The organism is Kitasatospora sp. NPDC032757, assembly GCF_055579305.1.
In genome coordinates, this window is sequence record NZ_JBVINN010000001.1 from 121923 (window position 1) to 138616 (window position 16694).

The window sequence follows — 16694 nt, forward strand, 5'->3', positions numbered from 1 at the left end:
CTGCCACCTCTTTCTCCGCGGTCGAGCTCACCCCGGCGGGGCGGTGAAGTAGTACCCCGAATCGATCAGCACCGGCAGGTACGTCTTGAGCGCGGCCACCGTCTGCGAACGGTCCCCGCCGCCGTCGTGGTTGAGCACGATCGCACCCGGGCGGACGTCCTTGAGGATCCGGTCGGTGATCACCGACGTACCGGGCCGGGCCCAGTCCCTCGGGTCCACCGACCAGGCCATGTTCCGCATCCCGAGGGCGGCGCTCACCTTGAGCGACGCGGTGGACCAGTCACCGCCCGGCGCGCGGAACCAGGTCGGCGGCTTCCCGGTGGTCCGGTTCAGCAGCTCCGAGGTGCGCTCCAGCTCGTCCCGCACCCTGGCCTCCGAGAGCTGCCGCAGATCGGGGTGGGTCCAGGTGTGGTTGGCGATGTGGTGGCCACGGGCGGCGATCTCCCGGACCAGTGCGGGGTGTTCGACGGCGTTCTCCCCGATCAGGAAGAAGGTGGCCCGGATCCCGTACTGCTCCAGCAGGGCCAGCACGGTGGGGGTGTGCCGCGGATCCGGACCGTCGTCGATGGTGAGGGCCACCACCCGCCGCCCGGCGTCCAGCTCGTACACCGGCCTGCTCTCGACCTCCGTCACCTTCCGCGGCGCGGCCACCGGCGAGCCTGAGGCGACGGCGGGAGCGGTGGGAGCGGCGGGAGGAGGAGTGGAGGGGCCGGCGGAGGGAGCGGCGGAGGCCGACGGCGACGCCGGGCTCGGAGCGGCACCCAGCGCCTCGGGCGCCCCGCCGGCCGCCCCGGCACTCGGCGCACCGTCCCCGGGTTCGTCGGATCCCCGGCAGCCGGCGAGCCCGAGCAGCGACATCCCGGCCGCGACCAGGAGCAATCTACGCGAAGTAATCTGACGATCAGACAGCATGATCGATGCATCCCCCGCGGACCGTCGCGCCTCCCACCGGTAACCCCGACGGCCCCCAGTGCCACCCCGACGGCCCAAGCGCACACCCGCCCGGGATGCCGTCCGCCCAGAACCCTGCAGCGCACACCCGCAACCGCTCCAGGACCGCTACGCTGACGTCCCTCAGTGTGATGATCCGTCTTCAGAGGACGTGGCCATGACGACAAGTCAGGACTTCTCCGACCAGCCCGGGAACGACGAGGCCGTGCCGAGCGAGTGGGAGCGCCTCGGCGTCGACACCAGTGCTCCGCACTCCGCCCGCGTGTACGACTACTGGCTGGGCGGAAAGACCAACTTCCCTCCGGACCGCGCCATGGGCCGGGCCATCGAGGAGGCCGTCCCGAGCGTCAGGGCGATGGCCAAGGAGAACCGGGCGTTCCAGGGCCGCGCCGTCCGCCACCTGGCCGAGCAGCAGGGCATCCGCCAGTTCCTCGACCTCGGCACCGGCATCCCCACCTCGCCGAACACCCACGAGATCGCCGAGGCGGTCAGCCCCGGCACCCGCGTGGTCTACGTCGACAACGACCCGATCGTGCTGGCCCACGCGCGGGCGCTGATGGTCTCCACCCCGGCCAGCCGCACCACCTACATCCACGCCGACCTGGGCAAGCCCGCCGAACTGCTGGCCCACCCGGCGCTCACCTCCACGCTGGACCCCGGCCGGCCGGTCGGCCTGCTGATGATCGCCGTACTGATGCTGATCGCCGACGAGGACGACCCGTGGGGCAAGGTCGCCGCACTGCGCGACGCGCTGCCCTCCGGCAGCTGCCTCGCGCTCACCCACCCGACCCAGGACTTCGATCCGGAGAGCGTCGCCAAGGTCGCCGAGGCGGCCCGGGCCGGCGGGATGACGCTCGTTCCGCGCACCCGCGACGAGGTGGCCCGGTTCTTCGACGGCTGGGAGCTGATCGAGCCCGGCGTCGCGCCCGTCATGGCCTGGCACCCGGACGGCGAGCCACCGGCCGACCCGCACGCGGCGTACTACTGGGGCGGCGTCGCCCGCAAGCCGTAGTGGTCGGCTCCGGAAGTCCTTCGGGCGCTTCGGCCCCCGGCACCGCAGCGCTCCACCGGCGGCGCGCCGCCTCCGGCCGGCCTACTTCAGCAGCCGCGACAGCCGGCGGTCGGCGAGCGGCTTGCCGCCGGTCTGGCAGGTCGGGCAGTACTGCAGCGAGGAGTCGGCGAACGACACCTCGCGCACGGTGTCCCCGCAGACCGGGCACGGCTGCCCGGTGCGGCCGTGCACCCGCAGGCCGAGCTTCTTCTCCGCCTTCAGCTCCCCCGCCGCCAGCCCGCGCGAGCGCTCCACCGCGTCCCGCAGGGTGCTGCCGAGCGCCTCGTACAGCCGGGCCGTCTCCTCCCCGGTCAGACTCGACGCCAGCTTGTACGGGGACATCCGGGCCGCGTGCAGCACCTCGTCCGAGTAGGCGTTGCCGACTCCGGCCAGCACGCTCTGGTCCCGCAGCACGCCCTTCATCCTGCGCCGCTCGCCGTGCAGCAGCGCGGTGAACGCCTCCAGGGTGAACGACGGGTCCAGCGGGTCGGGGCCGAGCCGGGCCACGCCGGGGACCTCCGCCGGGTCCTGCACCACGTACACCGCGAGGCCCTTCTTCGTGCCCGCCTCGGTGAGGTCGAAGCCGTCCCCGGCGTCGCCCTCCAGCCGAACCCGCAGGGCGAGCGGGTTCCTGCCGCCCGGACGCGGGGGCTCGGCGGGCAGGCTCTCCTTCCAGCGCAGCCAGCCGGCCCGGGCCAGGTGGACGACGAGGTGGAGGCCGCCCGCCTCGATGTCGAGGAACTTGCCGTGCCGCGTGACCGGGCCGACCGTCCGCCCCTCCAGCGCCGTCACCGGCGGGTCGTAGGTCTTGAGCGCGCTGATCGCCACCGGCTGCACCCGGGCGATCACCCGCCCGGTCAGCCGCTCGGACAGGAACGCGGTGAGGGCCTCGACCTCGGGCAGCTCCGGCATGCGCCCAGTCTCGCGCAGCACCCCCTCCTTTGCCTGTCCACCACCGGCAGGCGCAGGCTGGAGGTGCCCGGCGCCCGCAGCGCGACCGGCCTAGGAGGTCCGTCCCCGCGATGAGCACGCTCGAGGAACAGATCGATATCGACGCCCCGGTGCTGGCGGCCTGGGATCAGCTGCACCGGGTCCACGACTACCCGCGCTTCGTGGGCGGTGTGCGCAGCGCCCACCCGCACGGCCGTAACCTCGCGCACCTCGGGGTGGAGATCGCCGGCACCGCCCGCGACGTGGAGACCGAGATCACCGACCACGGCCGCGGCCGGGTGATGGCCTGGCGGACGCTGGACGGCCTGGACCTGCACGGCGCCTTCGCCCTGCTCCCGCTCGACCGGCAGCACACCAGGCTGCAGATCCGCATCGAGTACGACCCGGAGGCGGTGCACGAGGTGTTCGGCGGGCCGCGTGGCTTCGCCCTCGCCGGGGCGGTCGAGCGCGTCGTCCGGGCCGACCTGGAGCTCTTCCGGCAGCTGGTCGAGACCCGGGTCGCGGCCGCCCGGCCCGTGCACCCCGAACCCGTAAAGGACGCATAAGCCCAGCTCAGGGGCGGTGGTGAGGATCCCCACAGCGGACCTTCGGCCCGGTCGTCCACCATTCGGCCTGTGGCAGACTCGGATGCCATGCAGATGTACACCGGCCGGACGGGCCCGGGCTTCAGGACGCTCCGCGCGGCGGTCTTCGCCGCGCTGGTCGTGCTGCTCGCCGGGCTCGGCCAGGTGCTGGTGACCGGCCGCCCGCTGCCGCTCGGCACGCTGGCCGTGGCCGGCGGCGCCGTCTTCGCGGCGGCCTTCGCCCTCGCCGGCTCCGAACGCGGCTACCCGGCGATCGCCGCGGTGATCCTGCCTCTGGAGCTGGGCCTGAGCGCCCTGTTCGACCTCGCCCAGACCACCTGCCCCTCGCTGCCGCCCGGCTCCGCCCGCGGCTTCGAGCCGCTGCTCTGCGGCGGCGGCTCGCTCGGCGGGGTCCTGCTGGGCCACGGCGTCCCGCAGTCCGCCGGCGTGCTGCTGCTCCTCGCCCTGCACACCGCGATCGCGCTGGCCGCCGCCTTCTGGCTGCGCCGTGCCGACGCCGCGCTGACCGGCCTCGCGTGGTCGCTTCGCGTCCTCGGCGACTTCGCGCAGCGGTTCCCGGCCGCGGCCGGCCGCCTGCTGCTGCTTCTCGCCGCGCCCGTCCCGGCCCGCCCGGTGGCCCGGATGCCCTTCCCGCGTGCCAGCCGGGTCCGCGTCCCGGCCGAGTCCGTGCTGCTCCGCCCCGCCGTCCGCCGCGGGCCGCCCGCGGCCGCCCCGGCCTGCTGAGAGACCCTTCCCCTTCCGCGTCTCCGCCGGTCGCCCCGCCGCGCGCCCGTATGCGCGCCTGCCCTGCTCCCCGCACGGAGCACCGGACCGAGAGCACAGGACGAAAACCCCGCCATGAGCAAGAAGCCCCAGACCCCCGCCTCCGCCTCCGCCTCCGCCTCCGCCGAGAAGAAGACCGGCGGGACGAACACCGGCGGCAAGCAGAGCAGGAGCGCCGCCCGCCGCGCCGCCACCGAGCGGATGCGGGAGGAGCGCGAGCGCGCCGAGCGGTCCGCGAAGATCCGCCGCCGGACGGTCGTCGGCGCCGCCACCGCCGCCGTGCTCGCCCTCGCGGCCGGCGTGGCCTTCGCCGTCGGCGGCTCCTCCGGCCCGGGCGACGCCGGCGCCCACGGCCCGCTGGTCACCCCCGCCAACGCGAGCGGCGCCGACGGCACCGTGATCACCTACGGCAAGGCCGACGCCCCGCACACCCTGGAGATCTACGAGGACTTCCGCTGCCCGTACTGCGAGCAGGTGGAGACCACCGACGGCAAGACCATCCAGCAGCTCGCCGACGCCGGCACCTACAAGATCGAGTACCACCTGGCGACCTTCCTGGACCAGGGCCTCGGCGGCAAGGGCTCGCGCACCGCACTGGCCGCCGCGGGCGCGGCGCTCAACGAGGGCGTCGACAAGTTCAAGCAGTTCCACGACGTGCTGTACGCCAACCAGCCGGACGAGCGCACCGACGGCTTCGCCGACGTCAACCGCCTGCTCGACCTGGCCGGGCAGGTCCCCGGACTGAAGACGGACTCCTTCGTCAAGGCCGTCCAGGACGGCACCTACGCGCCGTGGGCGGACCAGGTCGGCAAGGCCTTCGACAAGAGCGGCGTCAGCGGCACCCCGACCGTGAAGCTGGACGGACAGAAGCTGGAGGTGTTCGCGGGCGGCGCGCCCGTCGCGCCCGACAGGTTCACCGCCATGGTCAAGCAGGTGACCGGATGACCTCCGCCGCCCCCGCGCGCACCTACGGCGCGAGCCGGCCGTTCGCCCTCCTGCTGCTGATCGGCGGCGCGGTCGGGCTGTTCGCCTCCGTCGTCCTCACGCTGGACAAGATCCGGCTGCTCAAGGACCCGTCGTACGTCCCCAACTGCAACATCAACCCGATCATCAGCTGCGGCTCGATCATGCGCAGCGACCAGGCCGAGGCCTTCGGCTTCCCCAACTCGCTGATCGGCCTGGTCGGCTTCGGCGTCGTCATGGCGATCGGCGCCGGGCTGCTGGCCGGGGCGTCGTACCGGCGCTGGTTCTGGCTCGGCCTCCAGGCCGGGACGGTGTTCGGGATCGGCTTCGTGACCTGGCTGATGTACCAGGCGCTGTACGAGATCGGCGCGCTCTGCCCGTACTGCATGGTGGTCTGGGCGGCGATGGTCCCGCTGTTCTGGTACACCACGCTGCAGAACCTGCGCTCCGGCGTGATCCCGGTGGGGCCGCGGCTGCGCCCGGCCGTCCGGGAGGCCGCCCGCTACCACTGGGTGGTGCCGGCGCTGTGGTACGCGGTGATCGCGCTGCTGATCCTCAACCGGTTCTGGTACTACTGGAGCACTCTGGTCTGAGCTCCCCGCCGCCCCGGGCCACGCCGGACCGGGGCGGCGACGACCCCGGCGAGGCTCCCGCGCGCAACGTGATCCTCTTCATGTCGGTCTCCCTCGACGGCTTCGTCGAGGGACCGGACCGCGACGTCTCCTGGCACCGGGTCGACGACGAGCTGCACAGCCACGTCAACCGCGAACCGGCCCGGATGAGCGGTTTCCTCAGCGGCTGGACGAGTTCCGCATCTACGTCCACCCCGTCCGCCGCCTACGGCCGGGAGGACGCCCGGCGGGAATGCGCCGGCCGGGAAGGCGCCGGTCAGGCGTCGACGGGCTCCAAGGCGTCGACGGGCTCGAACGCGTAGGCCGCCACCTCGGCGAGGAGGGCGGCGCGGCGGGGCTCGTCCAGGAAGGAGGCGCGGAAGGAGTTGGCGGCGAGCAGGCGCAGCTTCTCGCGGTCAAGCTTCAGGGCCTCCTCGACGGCGCGGAAGTTGTCGTCCGCGTAGCCGCCGAAGTAGGCGGGGTCGTCGGAGTTGACGGTGACCAGGAGGCCGGCGGCGAGCATGGCCGGGAGGGGGTGGTCCGCCAGGGTGTCGATGCAGCGGAGGCGGACGTTGGAGAGCGGACAGAGGGTGAGCGGGATCTGCTCGCGGACGAGGCGGTCGACCAGGTCCGGGTCCTCCAGGCAGCGCAGGCCGTGGTCGATCCGCTCGACCCCGAGGACGTCGAGGGCCTCGGTGATGTAGGCGGCGGGGCCCTCCTCGCCGGCGTGGGCGACGCGGTGCAGGCCGGCCTCGGCCGCCAGGCGGTAGACCTCACGGAACTTGGCGGGCGGGTGGCCGACCTCCGCCGAGTCGAGGCCGATGCCGGTGATCCGGCCGAAGTACGGGCGGGCCGCCTCGAAGGTCTCCAGCGCGGACTCGGCGGACTCGTCCCGCAGGAGGCACATGATCAGGCGGGTGCTGACGCCGTACCGCTCCTCGCTCCGGTCCAGCGCGCGGCCGAGGCCCTCCACCACGACGCCGAGCGGCACGCCGCGGGCGGTGTGCGCCTGCGGGTCGAAGAAGATCTCGGCGTGCCGCACGCCCTGCGCGGCGGCCCGGGCCAGGTAGGCGTCGGCGAGGTCGGCGAAGTCCTGCTCGGTGCGCAGCACGGCCATCAGCGCGTAGTAGAGGTCCAGGAAGCACTGCAGGTCGGTGAAGGCGTACGCGCGGCGCAACTCCTCGGTGTCGGCGTACGGGAGGGTGACGCCGCCGCGCGCGGCGAGGGCGAAGGCGAGTTCGGGCTCGAGCGTGCCTTCGATGTGCAGGTGGAGTTCGGCCTTGGGAAGCGGCATGGGTGATCGGTCCGAGCTGTGGGAGGGAAAGGGAAGGCGAGGTGACGGCAGGACGGCGGAGTAGTCATCGTACGATCCGATCGACGAGCACCGGTCCCGAGGGCCGCACCGGACCGCTGCACGGTCGGGCCGGCGATGCCGGGCCCGGCCGCCCGGACGGCCGTGGTACTGCCCGGTCCGCCCGCCCGGAGGACCACACAGGAGTGACGGGCTGCGGAAATATAGGTTGATTAAAGGCTCGCCATACCGGGGCCGCCGAAGCTCGGCGTACGGGGACCTACACAATCGGCTCCACGCTCAGGAGGAGACATGTACGACGACCGGGTCGACGGAGTTCGAGTCCCCCACCCGCTGACCGTCCTGGACCGGATCGAACAGGACAACGCCTGCGAACAGGAGTCGCAGCTCCAGGAGGGCGGCACGCCCTGGGCCGAGGTGCTGGCCGCGTACATCGACGTGCTGACCGAGCTGATCGTCTCGCACCACGAGGAGCAGGCGAAGACCCGGCCGAAGGTGCGGATCGACGACGAAGGCCTGTGAAAGCGATTCGAAAGGGCCCCGGAATCGGCCGTCCGTAGCGTTCTCGGCACGAGGTCGCAGGCATCGAGCGCCTGCCCAGGAAGCCGAGGAGAACCCCGTGCGACGCAGCGCCGTCACCGCCCGGACCCGTGCAGCTGGTCGCCCGTACGGCGATGGTCCTCGCGGTCGCCGGAGCGGTCACGGTCGCGCAGCCGTCCCAGGACACCGGGCAGGCCCGGTCCGCGCAGGTGTCCGCCACCGTGGTGGCGGTGGCCATGCACGACGACCCCTGGGTGTGACCGGCGCAGCCGCTCCAGGGGTGCAGGAACTCCAACAGCTGCGCGTCGACCGGCTGCTCGATGAGGTCCCCGGCCGGCGCCGGACCGGACCGCCCGGCCCTCGACCCGGATGTCGAGCGGGCCAGGACCCGGACGACCAGCCGATGCACGAGCTGCCCTCCTCCGGGCGGCCGCGACGACCGCGCTGTCAGGAAGGTCCCGGCACGGGCCGGTGCCGGGGCCGACACTCAGCCGGTCTCGGGCCGGCCGGGGCCCGGGCTGAGCCGGTGCGGAGCCGGTCCGGGGCGGGCGGGGGCAGGCCGGCCGTCCGGACCGGCCGGGGGCAGCAGACCCAGCTCGGCCGCGCGGACCCCGGCCTGGAAGCGGGAGGACGCGCCCAGCAGCGTCATGATCTCCGCAACGTAGCGCCGGTAGGTGCGCACCGAGACAGTCAGGTCGCGGGCGGCGACCTCGTCGGTGACCCCGGCCCGCAGGGCGCCGAGGATCTGGCGGGCGAAGGCGGCACGCGTGCGGTCGCCGAATACGATCCGTTCGTTGGCGGGCACGGCGGTGCGCCAGACGTTCTCGAACAGGATGCGGAGCGTGTGGATCACCTCCGGCACCCGGATCACCGAGGAATGACGGGCCGCCACCGACCCGGTGACGACCAGCGCGGTCGTCTGGTCGACGATGATCGCCTGGAGCGGGGGGACCCTGGCCACCCGGATCGCGACCGGGTGCTCCCGTCCGAGCTGCTCGCGGACGAAGCCCTCGTCGAGCAGGTCGGGGGCGGTGAGCAGGCGCACTCCGACGGTGGGGTCCGCATTGTAGAGCAGCTCCCGCTCGGCGCGGTCCTCCCGCTCCTCGCCCTGGAGGCGGCGGGCGTGCATGATGTCGATACTCGTCCGGGCCCCCTCGATCATCTCCTCGGCCGTGTCGAGGATGGCGTCGTACCGCCCACCGACCGTGGTGATGAGCCGGTCGTCCGAGTACCGGTCGCGGTGCATCACGACGGTGGACTCGATCAGTGCGCTCACCCCGAGCAGTGCCTCCTCCAGTTCGTCAGCGGCCCGGTCCGACACGTTGCTCATGTCCCCTCAACAGTTCTGCTCGATTCACCCGCTGCGCGGGCACACTCCTGGGCGGCGCCGGGCTTCTCCCGGGGCCGGTCAGCCGTTCGCGGAGAGAAGCCCCAGTTCCACGGCCCGCACGCCCGCCTGGAAGCGGGACGTGGCACCCAGTTCGCGCATGATCTCGGCCACGTGGCGGCGGTAGGTGCGGAGCGAGACGTTCAGCTCGTGCGCGGCCGCCTCGTCGGTGTGACCCTCGCGCAGCATCTCCAGGATGCGCCGGGTCGGCTCCTTGCAGAGCTTCGGGCTCAGGCCGAGGTGGTCGAGCAGCGGACGGGCACGGGACCAGGCGCCGGCGACCAGCAGGTCGAGCGCGCGGACCACGGCCGGATCCTTGATCTGGACGGCATGGCCGCCGCAGTCCTGCGACGTGGAGCGGACCAGTGCGCCGCGGCCGTCAACGAGCAATGCCTCGCGCAACTCGGCCTCGGAGACGCGTACTTCGACCCGGAGACCCGGCAGTCGCCGGGCCACGGCGAGGGCGGCGTCGGTCGCGGCGCCGGAGCAGAGCACCCGCACCACGACTGCGCCCTCCGCTGACGGGTCCGCGCCTGGACGGACGGAGCCGGACACCCCGTGGACCGCCAGGCGGGCCAGCGCCGCGGTCGCCAGGCCGGCGAACTCACTCGTGGCGGTGAGTGTCAGGCTCACGGACCGGCGGGCACCGCCGACCATCTCGTCCAGGGCCCCGCTCATCGCGTCGCCGTCGGTCCGCGTCACGAGAGGGTGACCGCCGGCCCTCTGCCGGTGCAACGAGACGGTCGACTCGATCAGAGCGCGGGCCTGTAACAGAGCCTGCTCCACGTGTTCCGCATGTGCCCGCGGATCGCCTGCCTCCGCCGCTCCCGTACCTGATGTCTCTACCACAGCCACCGCCCCCGTTGATCCACCCCGTGTTGCTCCCTTACACGCGATCGCAGCCACCGATTTTCGTCAAGCGGTTTTCGGACGCACCGCTGGACGGACCGGGTCGACTGTTCAGGGATAAACCAGATTCGCGTGAATGGGCCAAAGATCGCCGCAACACTAGTTTGCGTCCTTCACCCAGTCAACGAGAGGCCCGCCTCGACGGCGGGCACACCTATACCAGAGCATTCCCCGCGACATCTGCGGATCGGATATTTTGTCAGCAAGCTGCTGACTCCTTGCCGAAGAGACGGTCACTCGCTCCGCTTTCGGCACCGGCGGCGATCCGCCCCTCACGTGCCGTGAGCGCGCGGCGCCGCTTCAGGCCAGCACCCGCTGCCCCGACCGGGGGCCGACCTACGGTTCCCCCGTGACCACAACCGCCACAACCGCCCCATGGCGACCGGGTTGCCGCCGGCCACATCCGGCCCACTCGGCTTGAACATCTGTCCCATCTTTCCCTCATGTCTTCCCCGAATGGTCCGCCGCTATGCCGGAATCCACCGGAAAAGCGGCCTTCTCCCGATCCACGCCCGTCCGAACCGACAGCCAAGGCACTGGAGAAAACCATGGAATTCCCCCCAAAGACCGTCGCCGACCTGCTACTTCGCGCCGCAACCGAGCACCCCGGCACCGGGATCCGCTACTGCTCGGGTGCGGCCGGCACCGACTACCGCGACCAGAGCCACTCCGAACTGCTGCAGGAGGCACGCCGCGTGCTCGCCGGACTGCGCGCCCGCGGAGTCCGGCCGCAGGACAAGGTCGTGCTCCTGCTGGAGCACCAGCCCGACTTCCTCGCCGCGTTCTGGGCCGCGGTGCTCGGTGGCTTCGTCCCCTGCCCGATGGCGCCGCAGCGCGGCGATCAGGACCGCTGGAGCGCCCAACTCACCCATGTCAACGCGCTGCTGGACCGGCCCCTGGTGATCACCAGTGAGACGATCGCGGCCGAACTGCCCGCCGTGGACGGCCTGGCCGTCGCCACCCTCACCTCGCTCCGCGAGGCCGCGCCGGAGCCCGCCGAGGAGCTGTACCGCGCGGCGCCGGAGGACCTGGCCGTCCTCGTCCTGACCTCCGGCTCGACCGGCAACTCCAAGGCGGTCAGGCTCAGCCACGCCAACCTGCTGGCGTCCATGGCCGGAAAGAACGGCTACCACCGCCTCACCGCCGCCGACACCAGCCTCAACTGGGTCTCGTTCGACCATGTCGCCGCCCTGCTGGAATGCCACCTGCTGCCGCTCGCGGCCGGCTGCCGCCAGGTCCACGTCCCGGCGCAGGTCGTCCTCGGGGAGCCCCTGGAGTTCCTGCGGCTCGCCTCCGAGCACCGGGTGACCATGACCTTCACCCCCAACTTCCTTCTGGGGCTGCTCAACTCCGCCGCCGACCGGGCGCCGGAGGAGGAGCTGGAGCAGCTTGACCTGACCGGACTGCGGCACATCGTCAGCGGCGGCGAGGCTGTGGTCTGCACCACCGGCCGGACCTTCCTGGAGCGGTTCGCGCCGTACGGGCTCGCCCCCACCGCGCTCTGGCCCGCGTTCGGAATGACGGAGACCTGCGCCGGCAGCATCTACTCCCTCGTCTTCCCCCGGGCCGACGAGGGCGAGGAGTTCGCGAACCTCGGCACGCCGGTCGCCGGGCTGCGGATGCGGGTCGCCGACCACGAGGACCGCGCGCTGCCCGAGGGCGAGGTGGGCGAACTCCAGCTGAACGGCCCGATGATCACCGGCGGCTACCACAACAACGAGCAGGCGACCCGTGAGGCCTTCACCGCCGACGGGTGGTTCCGCAGCGGCGACCTCGGCCGGATCGACGGCGGGCGGCTCACCCTCGTCGGCCGCAGCAAGGACAGCGTCATCGTCAACGGCGTCAACTACTTCAGCCACGAGATCGAGGCCGTGCTGGAACGGCTGGACGGTGTCGCCCGTTCCTACGTCGCGGCCTTCCCCACCCGCCCGGCCGGCAGCGACACCGAGCAGCTGGTGATCGCCTTCCGCCCGGAGGTGCCCTGGGAGGACGAGGCCGGCCTCTACCGGGTGCTGGCCTCGGTGCGCAGCAGCGTGGTGATGCAGTGGGGCTTCCGGCCCGCCCTGATCCTGCCGCTGCCCGCCGAGGCCTTTCCCAAGACGAGCCTCGGAAAGATCCAGCGCTCGCTGATGCGCAACCGGCTGGAGACCGGCGGGTACGAGCAGGAGGTCACTGACGTAAGGGAGTTGACACTACGCCGGCTCGGCGGTCACACCGCACCGGAGGGCGAGCCCGAGCACGTCCTCGCCGGGATCTACGGCGAGCTCTTCGACACCGACCCGGCCCTGATCAGCGCCACCGCCAGCTTCTTCGACCTCGGCGGCACCTCGCTGGACATCCTGCGGCTGCGCAGCCTGGTGGCGCAGCGCCTGGGCGTGCCCGGTCTGCAGATCATCACCGTCCTGACCTCACCCACCGTCCGGTCGCTCGCCGCCCGGCTCACCGGGCCGCGGGGGCCCGGTGAGCCCGACTTCGACCCGATCGTGCCGATGCAGCTGAGCGGCGACAAGACACCGCTGTTCTGCGTCCACCCCGGTGTCGGCGAGGTGCTGGTCTTCGTCAACCTCGCCCAGTACTTCGTGGGTGACCGGCCGTTCTACGCCCTGCGCGCCCGGGGCTTCAACGACGGCGAGAAGCCGTTCCGGACCTTCGAGGAGATGGTCGACACCTATGTGGCCGCGATCCGGGCCCGGCAGCCGCACGGCCCCTACGCGGTCGCCGGCTACTCCTACGGCGGTGCCGTCGCCTTCGAGATCGCCAAGGTGCTGGAGGAGCAGGGCGAGCGGGTCGACTTCGTCGGCAGCTTCAACCTGCCGCCGCACATCAAGTACCGGATGGACGAGCTGGACTTCGCCGAGACCGCCGTCAACCTGGCGTTCTTCATGGCGCTGATCGACAAGAAGCAGTCCCTGGAGCTGCCCGGCCAGCTGCGCGGGCTGCCCCGGGAGGAGCAGCTGGCCCGCCTGCTCGCCGTCGCCCCGGCCGAGCGGGTCGCCGAACTCGACCTGGACGCCGACCGGTTCGGCGCCTGGGCGGAGATCGCCGACCGGCTCACCGACCTGGGCCGCGATTACCGGCCCGCCGGCAGGGTCCGCGAGATGACGGTCTTCTACGCGGTGCCGCTGCGGGGCGCCAAGGAGGACTGGCTGGAGAACGAGCTGCGCCGCTGGGACGACTTCACCGACGGTCCAAACCGGTACGTGGACGTTCCCGGTGAGCACTACACGCTGATGGGGCCGCAGCACGTGGCGGCCTTCCAGGCGATTCTGCGCAAGGAGCTGGACCGGGCGATGGGAGAGGGCAAGTGAGGGGCAAGAAGATCCTGGTGACCGGCGGCACCGGTCAGGTCGCCCGGCCGGTCGCGGAGGCGCTCGCCGCGGATAACGACGTCTGGTGCATCGGCCGCTTCGGCACTCCGGGGGTAGCGGACGAGCTCCGGGCGCGGGGCGTCACGACCTGGCGGTGGGACATGGAGGACGACTCCGAGCACGCGTTCAAGGGCCTGCCGGAGGACTTCACCCACGTCATCCACTCCGCGGTCAGGCGCGGCGAGGACGGCGACTTCAACCGGACGATCGACGTCAACGTCACGGCCACCGGCCGGCTGATGGCACACTGCCGCACCGCCGAGTCCTTCCTGTTCGTGTCGACCGGCGCGCTGTACGCGCGGCAGACGCTCGACCACGCCTACACCGAGGACGATCCGGTGGACGGCGTCGCGGACTGGCTTCCGGCCTACCCGGTCGGCAAGATCGCGACCGAGGGGGCCGTCCGGGCCATGGCCCGGGTGCTCGGCCTGCCGACCACCATCGCCCGGCTCAACATCGCCTACGGCCCCGGGGATTACGGCGGCGTGCCGATGCTGTACTTCCAGCGGATGCTCGCCGGACAGCCCATCCCGGTGCCGTTGGAGGGGCAGAACTGGTGCTCCCCCCTCTACACCAGCGACCTCGTCTCTCAGGTGCCCCGGCTGTGGGACGCCGCCTCGGTGCCCGCGACCCTGACCAACTGGGGTGGCGACGAGGCGGTCGGAATCACCGACTGCGTCCGCTACCTCGAAGAGCTGACCGGGGTGCCCGCGAAGCTGGTGCCGAGCGAAGTCACCCGGGAGACCTACCAGTTCGACCCCACACTGCGCCGTCGGCTGACCGGCCCCTGCGAGGTCGACTGGCGCGAGGGAATCCGCCGCACCCTCGCGGCCCTCCACCCCGATCACCTCAGGCCCGAGTACGCCGGGTCCGAGCACGCCGAGCACTGAGGAGCCCGCACATGCCCCGAGAGAACGACAACCTCGCCGTCGTCCACGCCGCCTACCGCGCCTTCCACGACCGGGACGTGACCGCGCTGCTGGCGACCATGGACCCTGGCATCGAATGGGTCCACCCCGAGGGCCTCGCCGAGTACGGACTGGGCGGCACCAAGATCGGTCACCAGGGCGTGCTGGACTTCCTGGCCAGGGTCCCGGCCGTCCTGGGCGGGATGCGACTCGAACCCCAGGAGTTCGTCCATTCCGGCGACCGCGTGGTGGTGTTCGGCGTCCGCGCCGTCACCTCACTGAGCGGCCACACCGAGACCCTGCCGTTCATCCACTCCTGGAGCTTCCGCGACGGTCGTGCCGTCCGGATGGAGGACGTCTTCGACACCGTCACGTTCGCCCGGCTGATCGACAGCTGATCCCTGACGACCTGTCCGGCCGCGAGAGGTACCCCCGCCGGGGGCGCCTCTCGCGGCATCTCACCGCCCGTGAAGCCGGCGCAGACACGCGTAGGCGTCGGGCAGGGTGTCCAGCAGGTTCCGCTGCTGGCGCCGGACGCGGTCGAAGACCGGTCCGGCGCCACGCACCGATTCGGGCCGATGGGCGAGGGCCGGTGGCGGACCGTCGGTCTCCAGCCCGAGGCCGGACAGGACGCAGTAGTAGTCGGAGTCGCTCCACGGACTGATCGGCTCCTCCCGGCTGCGCCCGTAGTAGCGGGCCTCCTCCGCCAGCACCGATCCGGTGGTCAGCCCGGCCCGGTAGAGCTCGATCCTGGTCCCCACCCCGCCGGAGAGGGACAGCCCCCGGGCGGCGCGCCAGAACGGCGTGTCCGTCCGCGGTGAGCAGGCGTAGCGGACCTGGACGAAGTCCCGCGCCTCGTCGAACGAGCAGGCCACCGCCCGGTTGAAGCGCTCGGTCAGGACCGGGCGGAGCGGCCCGGCGGGGAAGTGGCCCACCAGCAGCTGGAGCGTACGGACCACCAGGTGCAACCCACCCGCCGGGCCGGGCTCCAGCACGCCCGCCGCCGGGCCGACGGCCACGCAGTTGCGCACCCACGCCCGACGCACCCGCCCGGGGTGCTGCTCCAGGTGGTGGACCTCGGTCCGCTCCGGATCCAGTCCCCAGAGCAGGCAGAGGTCCCGGGCCGCATCCTCGCGGGTGGCGAACTCCCGCGCATAGACGTAGTCGGCGCCCGCGCGGCCCAGCACCGGGTGGAGCCCGGCCCGCCCGGCCGGCATCGCGAGCAGCGTGCTGTGCGGCTCGATGCCCCGGCGGCGGGCGTCCGGCTGCGGGACGTTCACCGACACCGCCGCATCACAGGGCAGTTGCCCACGCAGATCGAGGAACGGCTCGGCCAGGACCTCGCCGATCAGACGGCGGCCGGGGGTGCAGTCCAGGAACAGCTGGCCGCTCAGGCGCTCGCCGGCAGTTGTGCGCAGCGCCACCAGGTCGTGGCGCCCGTCCCGTTCGACCGCGGCCAGGGTGCCCCGTGCCCGCCTCACCCCGGGCCGGGCGGTGGCGTGGCGGCGGAGGAAGCCAGTGAGCACCTGGCGGTCGACGTGCCAGCCGTAGCGGGTCGCGGGCCGGCCGTCGAACCAGCACGGGGAGCGGCGGGCGTCCAGCAGCGGGGGCTCTCGGAAGCAGGCGTAGTCGAAGGGCTCGGTGGTCTCCCCCCGGTGCCGGCGGTGCTGCCAGTAGTGCGAGAGCGGCAGCCGGTCGTGCTCGGGGAGCAGCCCGAACGGGTGGTAGAAGGCGTCGGGCCGGGCTCCGGGCAGCTCCCGGGGGCGTGCCTCGGCGGGCCCCGCGGTCCGCCAGTTCACGTACCGGTCGGCCGTGCGGAAGGTCGCCGCACACGCCCGCACCCAGTCGGTGTCGGCGATCCCGAGGACGTCCAGGAACCCCGAGAAGGACGGGAGCACGCTCTCCACGCCGTGTCCGGAGACGTTCTCCGACTCCTCGAGAACCGTCACGGATACCGTGCCCTGGAGCTCCCGGGCCAGATAGGCCGCGCTCATCCAGGCCGCCGGCCCACTGCCGAGAACGATCACGTCCCTGATCCTGGTGTCCACGTCGGAACGTTGCCCGCGAGGCCCATAGGACTCCTATAGGGAAACTGTCGGATTCCGACAGCGGCCCGCAGAGGACTGATAGGGACGCCATAGCCACCGGCCGGATCCTTGTCTCACGACCAGGAGATCCGCGGGATGGGACCGGAGGCCACCATGGAAATGACGACTGCTGACACCGCCGTGACCGAACGGGCGGTCCCGGACTACATCGACATCGAACTTCTTCTCAGCGACCCGGACCTGCTGGCGACGGCCGCGCCGATGCCGACCCGCAGTCTGGATGTCGGCCACGCCGGTGGCTGCGGCTGACCGCCGCCGTGCTGTGCCCTGCCTGGCAGGGCACAGCACG

At 72.3% G+C, this 16694-nt stretch carries 18 protein-coding genes; 12 read left to right on the top strand and 6 right to left on the bottom strand.

Annotation, left to right across the window (positions count from 1 at the left end; genetic code table 11):
- Window positions 1–27: 27 nt before the first annotated feature.
- Entirely contained in the window at window positions 28–651 is a 624-nt protein-coding gene (locus ACZ5WK_RS00640) for a polysaccharide deacetylase family protein (RefSeq protein WP_465543521.1), read from the bottom strand.
- A gap of 457 nt (window positions 652–1108) precedes the next feature.
- Between ACZ5WK_RS00640 and ACZ5WK_RS00645 the strand changes: the two genes are divergently transcribed.
- A complete protein-coding gene (locus tag ACZ5WK_RS00645; RefSeq protein ID WP_465543523.1) occupies window positions 1109–1963 on the top strand; it encodes an SAM-dependent methyltransferase in 855 nt (284 codons plus the stop codon).
- An 81-nt stretch (window positions 1964–2044) separates the two neighbouring features.
- On the opposite strand, the gene ACZ5WK_RS00650 is transcribed toward ACZ5WK_RS00645, so the two are convergent.
- Window positions 2045–2914: an Fpg/Nei family DNA glycosylase gene (locus ACZ5WK_RS00650; RefSeq protein ID WP_465543525.1), complete on the bottom strand. Its 870-nt coding sequence runs from the start codon at window positions 2912–2914 to the stop codon at window positions 2045–2047.
- A gap of 110 nt (window positions 2915–3024) precedes the next feature.
- Here ACZ5WK_RS00650 and ACZ5WK_RS00655 point away from each other — a divergent pair, with 110 nt between their 5' ends.
- The 5 genes from ACZ5WK_RS00655 (at window position 3025) to ACZ5WK_RS00675 (ending at window position 6196) form a co-directional block, all read left to right on the top strand.
- A complete protein-coding gene (locus ACZ5WK_RS00655; RefSeq protein ID WP_465543527.1) occupies window positions 3025–3498 on the top strand; it encodes an SRPBCC family protein in 474 nt (157 codons plus the stop codon).
- A gap of 69 nt (window positions 3499–3567) precedes the next feature.
- Window positions 3568–4260, top strand: a complete 693-nt coding sequence (locus ACZ5WK_RS00660; protein WP_465543529.1) for a hypothetical protein — start codon at window positions 3568–3570, stop codon at window positions 4258–4260.
- 114 nt (window positions 4261–4374) lie between these two features.
- The gene (locus ACZ5WK_RS00665) at window positions 4375–5244 is read left to right on the top strand and encodes a DsbA family protein (RefSeq protein WP_465543531.1); all 870 of its coding nucleotides are present in this window, start codon (window positions 4375–4377) and stop codon (window positions 5242–5244) included.
- Window positions 5241–5855 carry a vitamin K epoxide reductase family protein gene (locus tag ACZ5WK_RS00670; protein WP_465543533.1) on the top strand — a complete coding sequence of 205 codons (615 nt, stop codon included), beginning with the start codon at window positions 5241–5243 and terminating at the stop codon, window positions 5853–5855. Before ACZ5WK_RS00665 ends, ACZ5WK_RS00670 begins: the two co-directional genes overlap by 4 nt.
- Window positions 5856–5935: 80 nt before the next feature.
- Window positions 5936–6196, top strand: coding sequence for a hypothetical protein (locus ACZ5WK_RS00675; RefSeq protein WP_465543535.1), 261 nt, complete (start codon window positions 5936–5938; stop codon window positions 6194–6196).
- Here the strand turns inward: ACZ5WK_RS00675 and ACZ5WK_RS00680 are convergent.
- On the bottom strand, window positions 6151–7167 hold the full coding sequence (locus tag ACZ5WK_RS00680; protein ID WP_465543537.1) for an adenosine deaminase: 1017 nt from the start codon (window positions 7165–7167) through the stop codon (window positions 6151–6153). The two genes, ACZ5WK_RS00675 and ACZ5WK_RS00680, sit on opposite strands and share 46 nt — an antisense overlap.
- A 309-nt stretch (window positions 7168–7476) precedes the next feature.
- On the opposite strand from ACZ5WK_RS00680, the gene ACZ5WK_RS00685 reads away from it, so the two are divergent.
- On the top strand, window positions 7477–7707 hold the full coding sequence (locus ACZ5WK_RS00685; RefSeq protein ID WP_396320975.1) for a DUF6269 family protein: 231 nt from the start codon (window positions 7477–7479) through the stop codon (window positions 7705–7707).
- 128 nt (window positions 7708–7835) lie between these two features.
- Window positions 7836–7985 (top strand): hypothetical protein, encoded by a 150-nt coding sequence (locus tag ACZ5WK_RS00690; protein ID WP_465543539.1) that lies wholly within the window; start codon window positions 7836–7838, stop codon window positions 7983–7985.
- 227 nt (window positions 7986–8212) lie between these two features.
- On the opposite strand, the gene ACZ5WK_RS00695 is transcribed toward ACZ5WK_RS00690, so the two are convergent.
- Entirely contained in the window at window positions 8213–9055 is an 843-nt protein-coding gene (locus ACZ5WK_RS00695) for a LuxR family transcriptional regulator (RefSeq protein WP_465543541.1), read from the bottom strand.
- A gap of 78 nt (window positions 9056–9133) precedes the next feature.
- Window positions 9134–9814 (bottom strand): LuxR C-terminal-related transcriptional regulator, encoded by a 681-nt coding sequence (locus tag ACZ5WK_RS00700; RefSeq protein WP_465543543.1) that lies wholly within the window; start codon window positions 9812–9814, stop codon window positions 9134–9136.
- A gap of 755 nt (window positions 9815–10569) precedes the next feature.
- Here ACZ5WK_RS00700 and ACZ5WK_RS00705 point away from each other — a divergent pair.
- The 3 genes from ACZ5WK_RS00705 to ACZ5WK_RS00715 are packed head-to-tail and all read left to right on the top strand — an operon-like array spanning window position 10570 to window position 14695.
- Complete coding sequence (locus tag ACZ5WK_RS00705; RefSeq protein ID WP_465543545.1) at window positions 10570–13329, top strand: AMP-binding protein; 2760 nt, start codon at window positions 10570–10572, stop codon at window positions 13327–13329.
- Window positions 13326–14279 (top strand): NAD-dependent epimerase/dehydratase family protein, encoded by a 954-nt coding sequence (locus tag ACZ5WK_RS00710; RefSeq protein ID WP_465543547.1) that lies wholly within the window; start codon window positions 13326–13328, stop codon window positions 14277–14279. The genes ACZ5WK_RS00705 and ACZ5WK_RS00710 overlap by 4 nt, the downstream gene beginning before the upstream one ends.
- 11 nt (window positions 14280–14290) lie before the next feature.
- A complete protein-coding gene (locus ACZ5WK_RS00715) occupies window positions 14291–14695 on the top strand; it encodes a nuclear transport factor 2 family protein (RefSeq protein WP_396320969.1) in 405 nt (134 codons plus the stop codon).
- A gap of 60 nt (window positions 14696–14755) precedes the next feature.
- Here the strand turns inward: ACZ5WK_RS00715 and ACZ5WK_RS00720 are convergent, their stop codons facing one another.
- Complete coding sequence (locus tag ACZ5WK_RS00720) at window positions 14756–16345, bottom strand: tryptophan halogenase family protein (protein ID WP_465543549.1); 1590 nt, start codon at window positions 16343–16345, stop codon at window positions 14756–14758.
- Window positions 16346–16498: 153 nt separating this feature from the next.
- Here ACZ5WK_RS00720 and ACZ5WK_RS00725 point away from each other — a divergent pair, with 153 nt between their 5' ends.
- Window positions 16499–16654 (top strand): hypothetical protein, encoded by a 156-nt coding sequence (locus ACZ5WK_RS00725; RefSeq protein ID WP_465543551.1) that lies wholly within the window; start codon window positions 16499–16501, stop codon window positions 16652–16654.
- The last annotated feature ends 40 nt before the right edge of the window (window positions 16655–16694 follow it).

Bases quoted from the DNA above. Each gene is read 5' to 3' on its own strand.
- ACZ5WK_RS00645 (WP_465543523.1), top strand. From the start codon at position 1,109: ATGACGACAAGTCAGGACTTCTCCGACCAGCCCGGGAACGACGAGGCC.
- ACZ5WK_RS00650 (WP_465543525.1), bottom strand. From the start codon at position 2,914: ATGCCGGAGCTGCCCGAGGTCGAGGCCCTCACCGCGTTCCTGTCCGAG.
- ACZ5WK_RS00655 (WP_465543527.1), top strand. From the start codon at position 3,025: ATGAGCACGCTCGAGGAACAGATCGATATCGACGCCCCGGTGCTGGCG.
- ACZ5WK_RS00665 (WP_465543531.1), top strand. From the start codon at position 4,375: ATGAGCAAGAAGCCCCAGACCCCCGCCTCCGCCTCCGCCTCCGCCTCC.
- ACZ5WK_RS00670 (WP_465543533.1), top strand. From the start codon at position 5,241: ATGACCTCCGCCGCCCCCGCGCGCACCTACGGCGCGAGCCGGCCGTTC.
- ACZ5WK_RS00675 (WP_465543535.1), top strand. From the start codon at position 5,936: ATGTCGGTCTCCCTCGACGGCTTCGTCGAGGGACCGGACCGCGACGTC.
- ACZ5WK_RS00680 (WP_465543537.1), bottom strand. From the start codon at position 7,167: ATGCCGCTTCCCAAGGCCGAACTCCACCTGCACATCGAAGGCACGCTC.
- ACZ5WK_RS00685 (WP_396320975.1), top strand. From the start codon at position 7,477: ATGTACGACGACCGGGTCGACGGAGTTCGAGTCCCCCACCCGCTGACC.
- ACZ5WK_RS00695 (WP_465543541.1), bottom strand. From the start codon at position 9,055: ATGAGCAACGTGTCGGACCGGGCCGCTGACGAACTGGAGGAGGCACTG.
- ACZ5WK_RS00705 (WP_465543545.1), top strand. From the start codon at position 10,570: ATGGAATTCCCCCCAAAGACCGTCGCCGACCTGCTACTTCGCGCCGCA.
- ACZ5WK_RS00715 (WP_396320969.1), top strand. From the start codon at position 14,291: ATGCCCCGAGAGAACGACAACCTCGCCGTCGTCCACGCCGCCTACCGC.
- ACZ5WK_RS00725 (WP_465543551.1), top strand. From the start codon at position 16,499: ATGGAAATGACGACTGCTGACACCGCCGTGACCGAACGGGCGGTCCCG.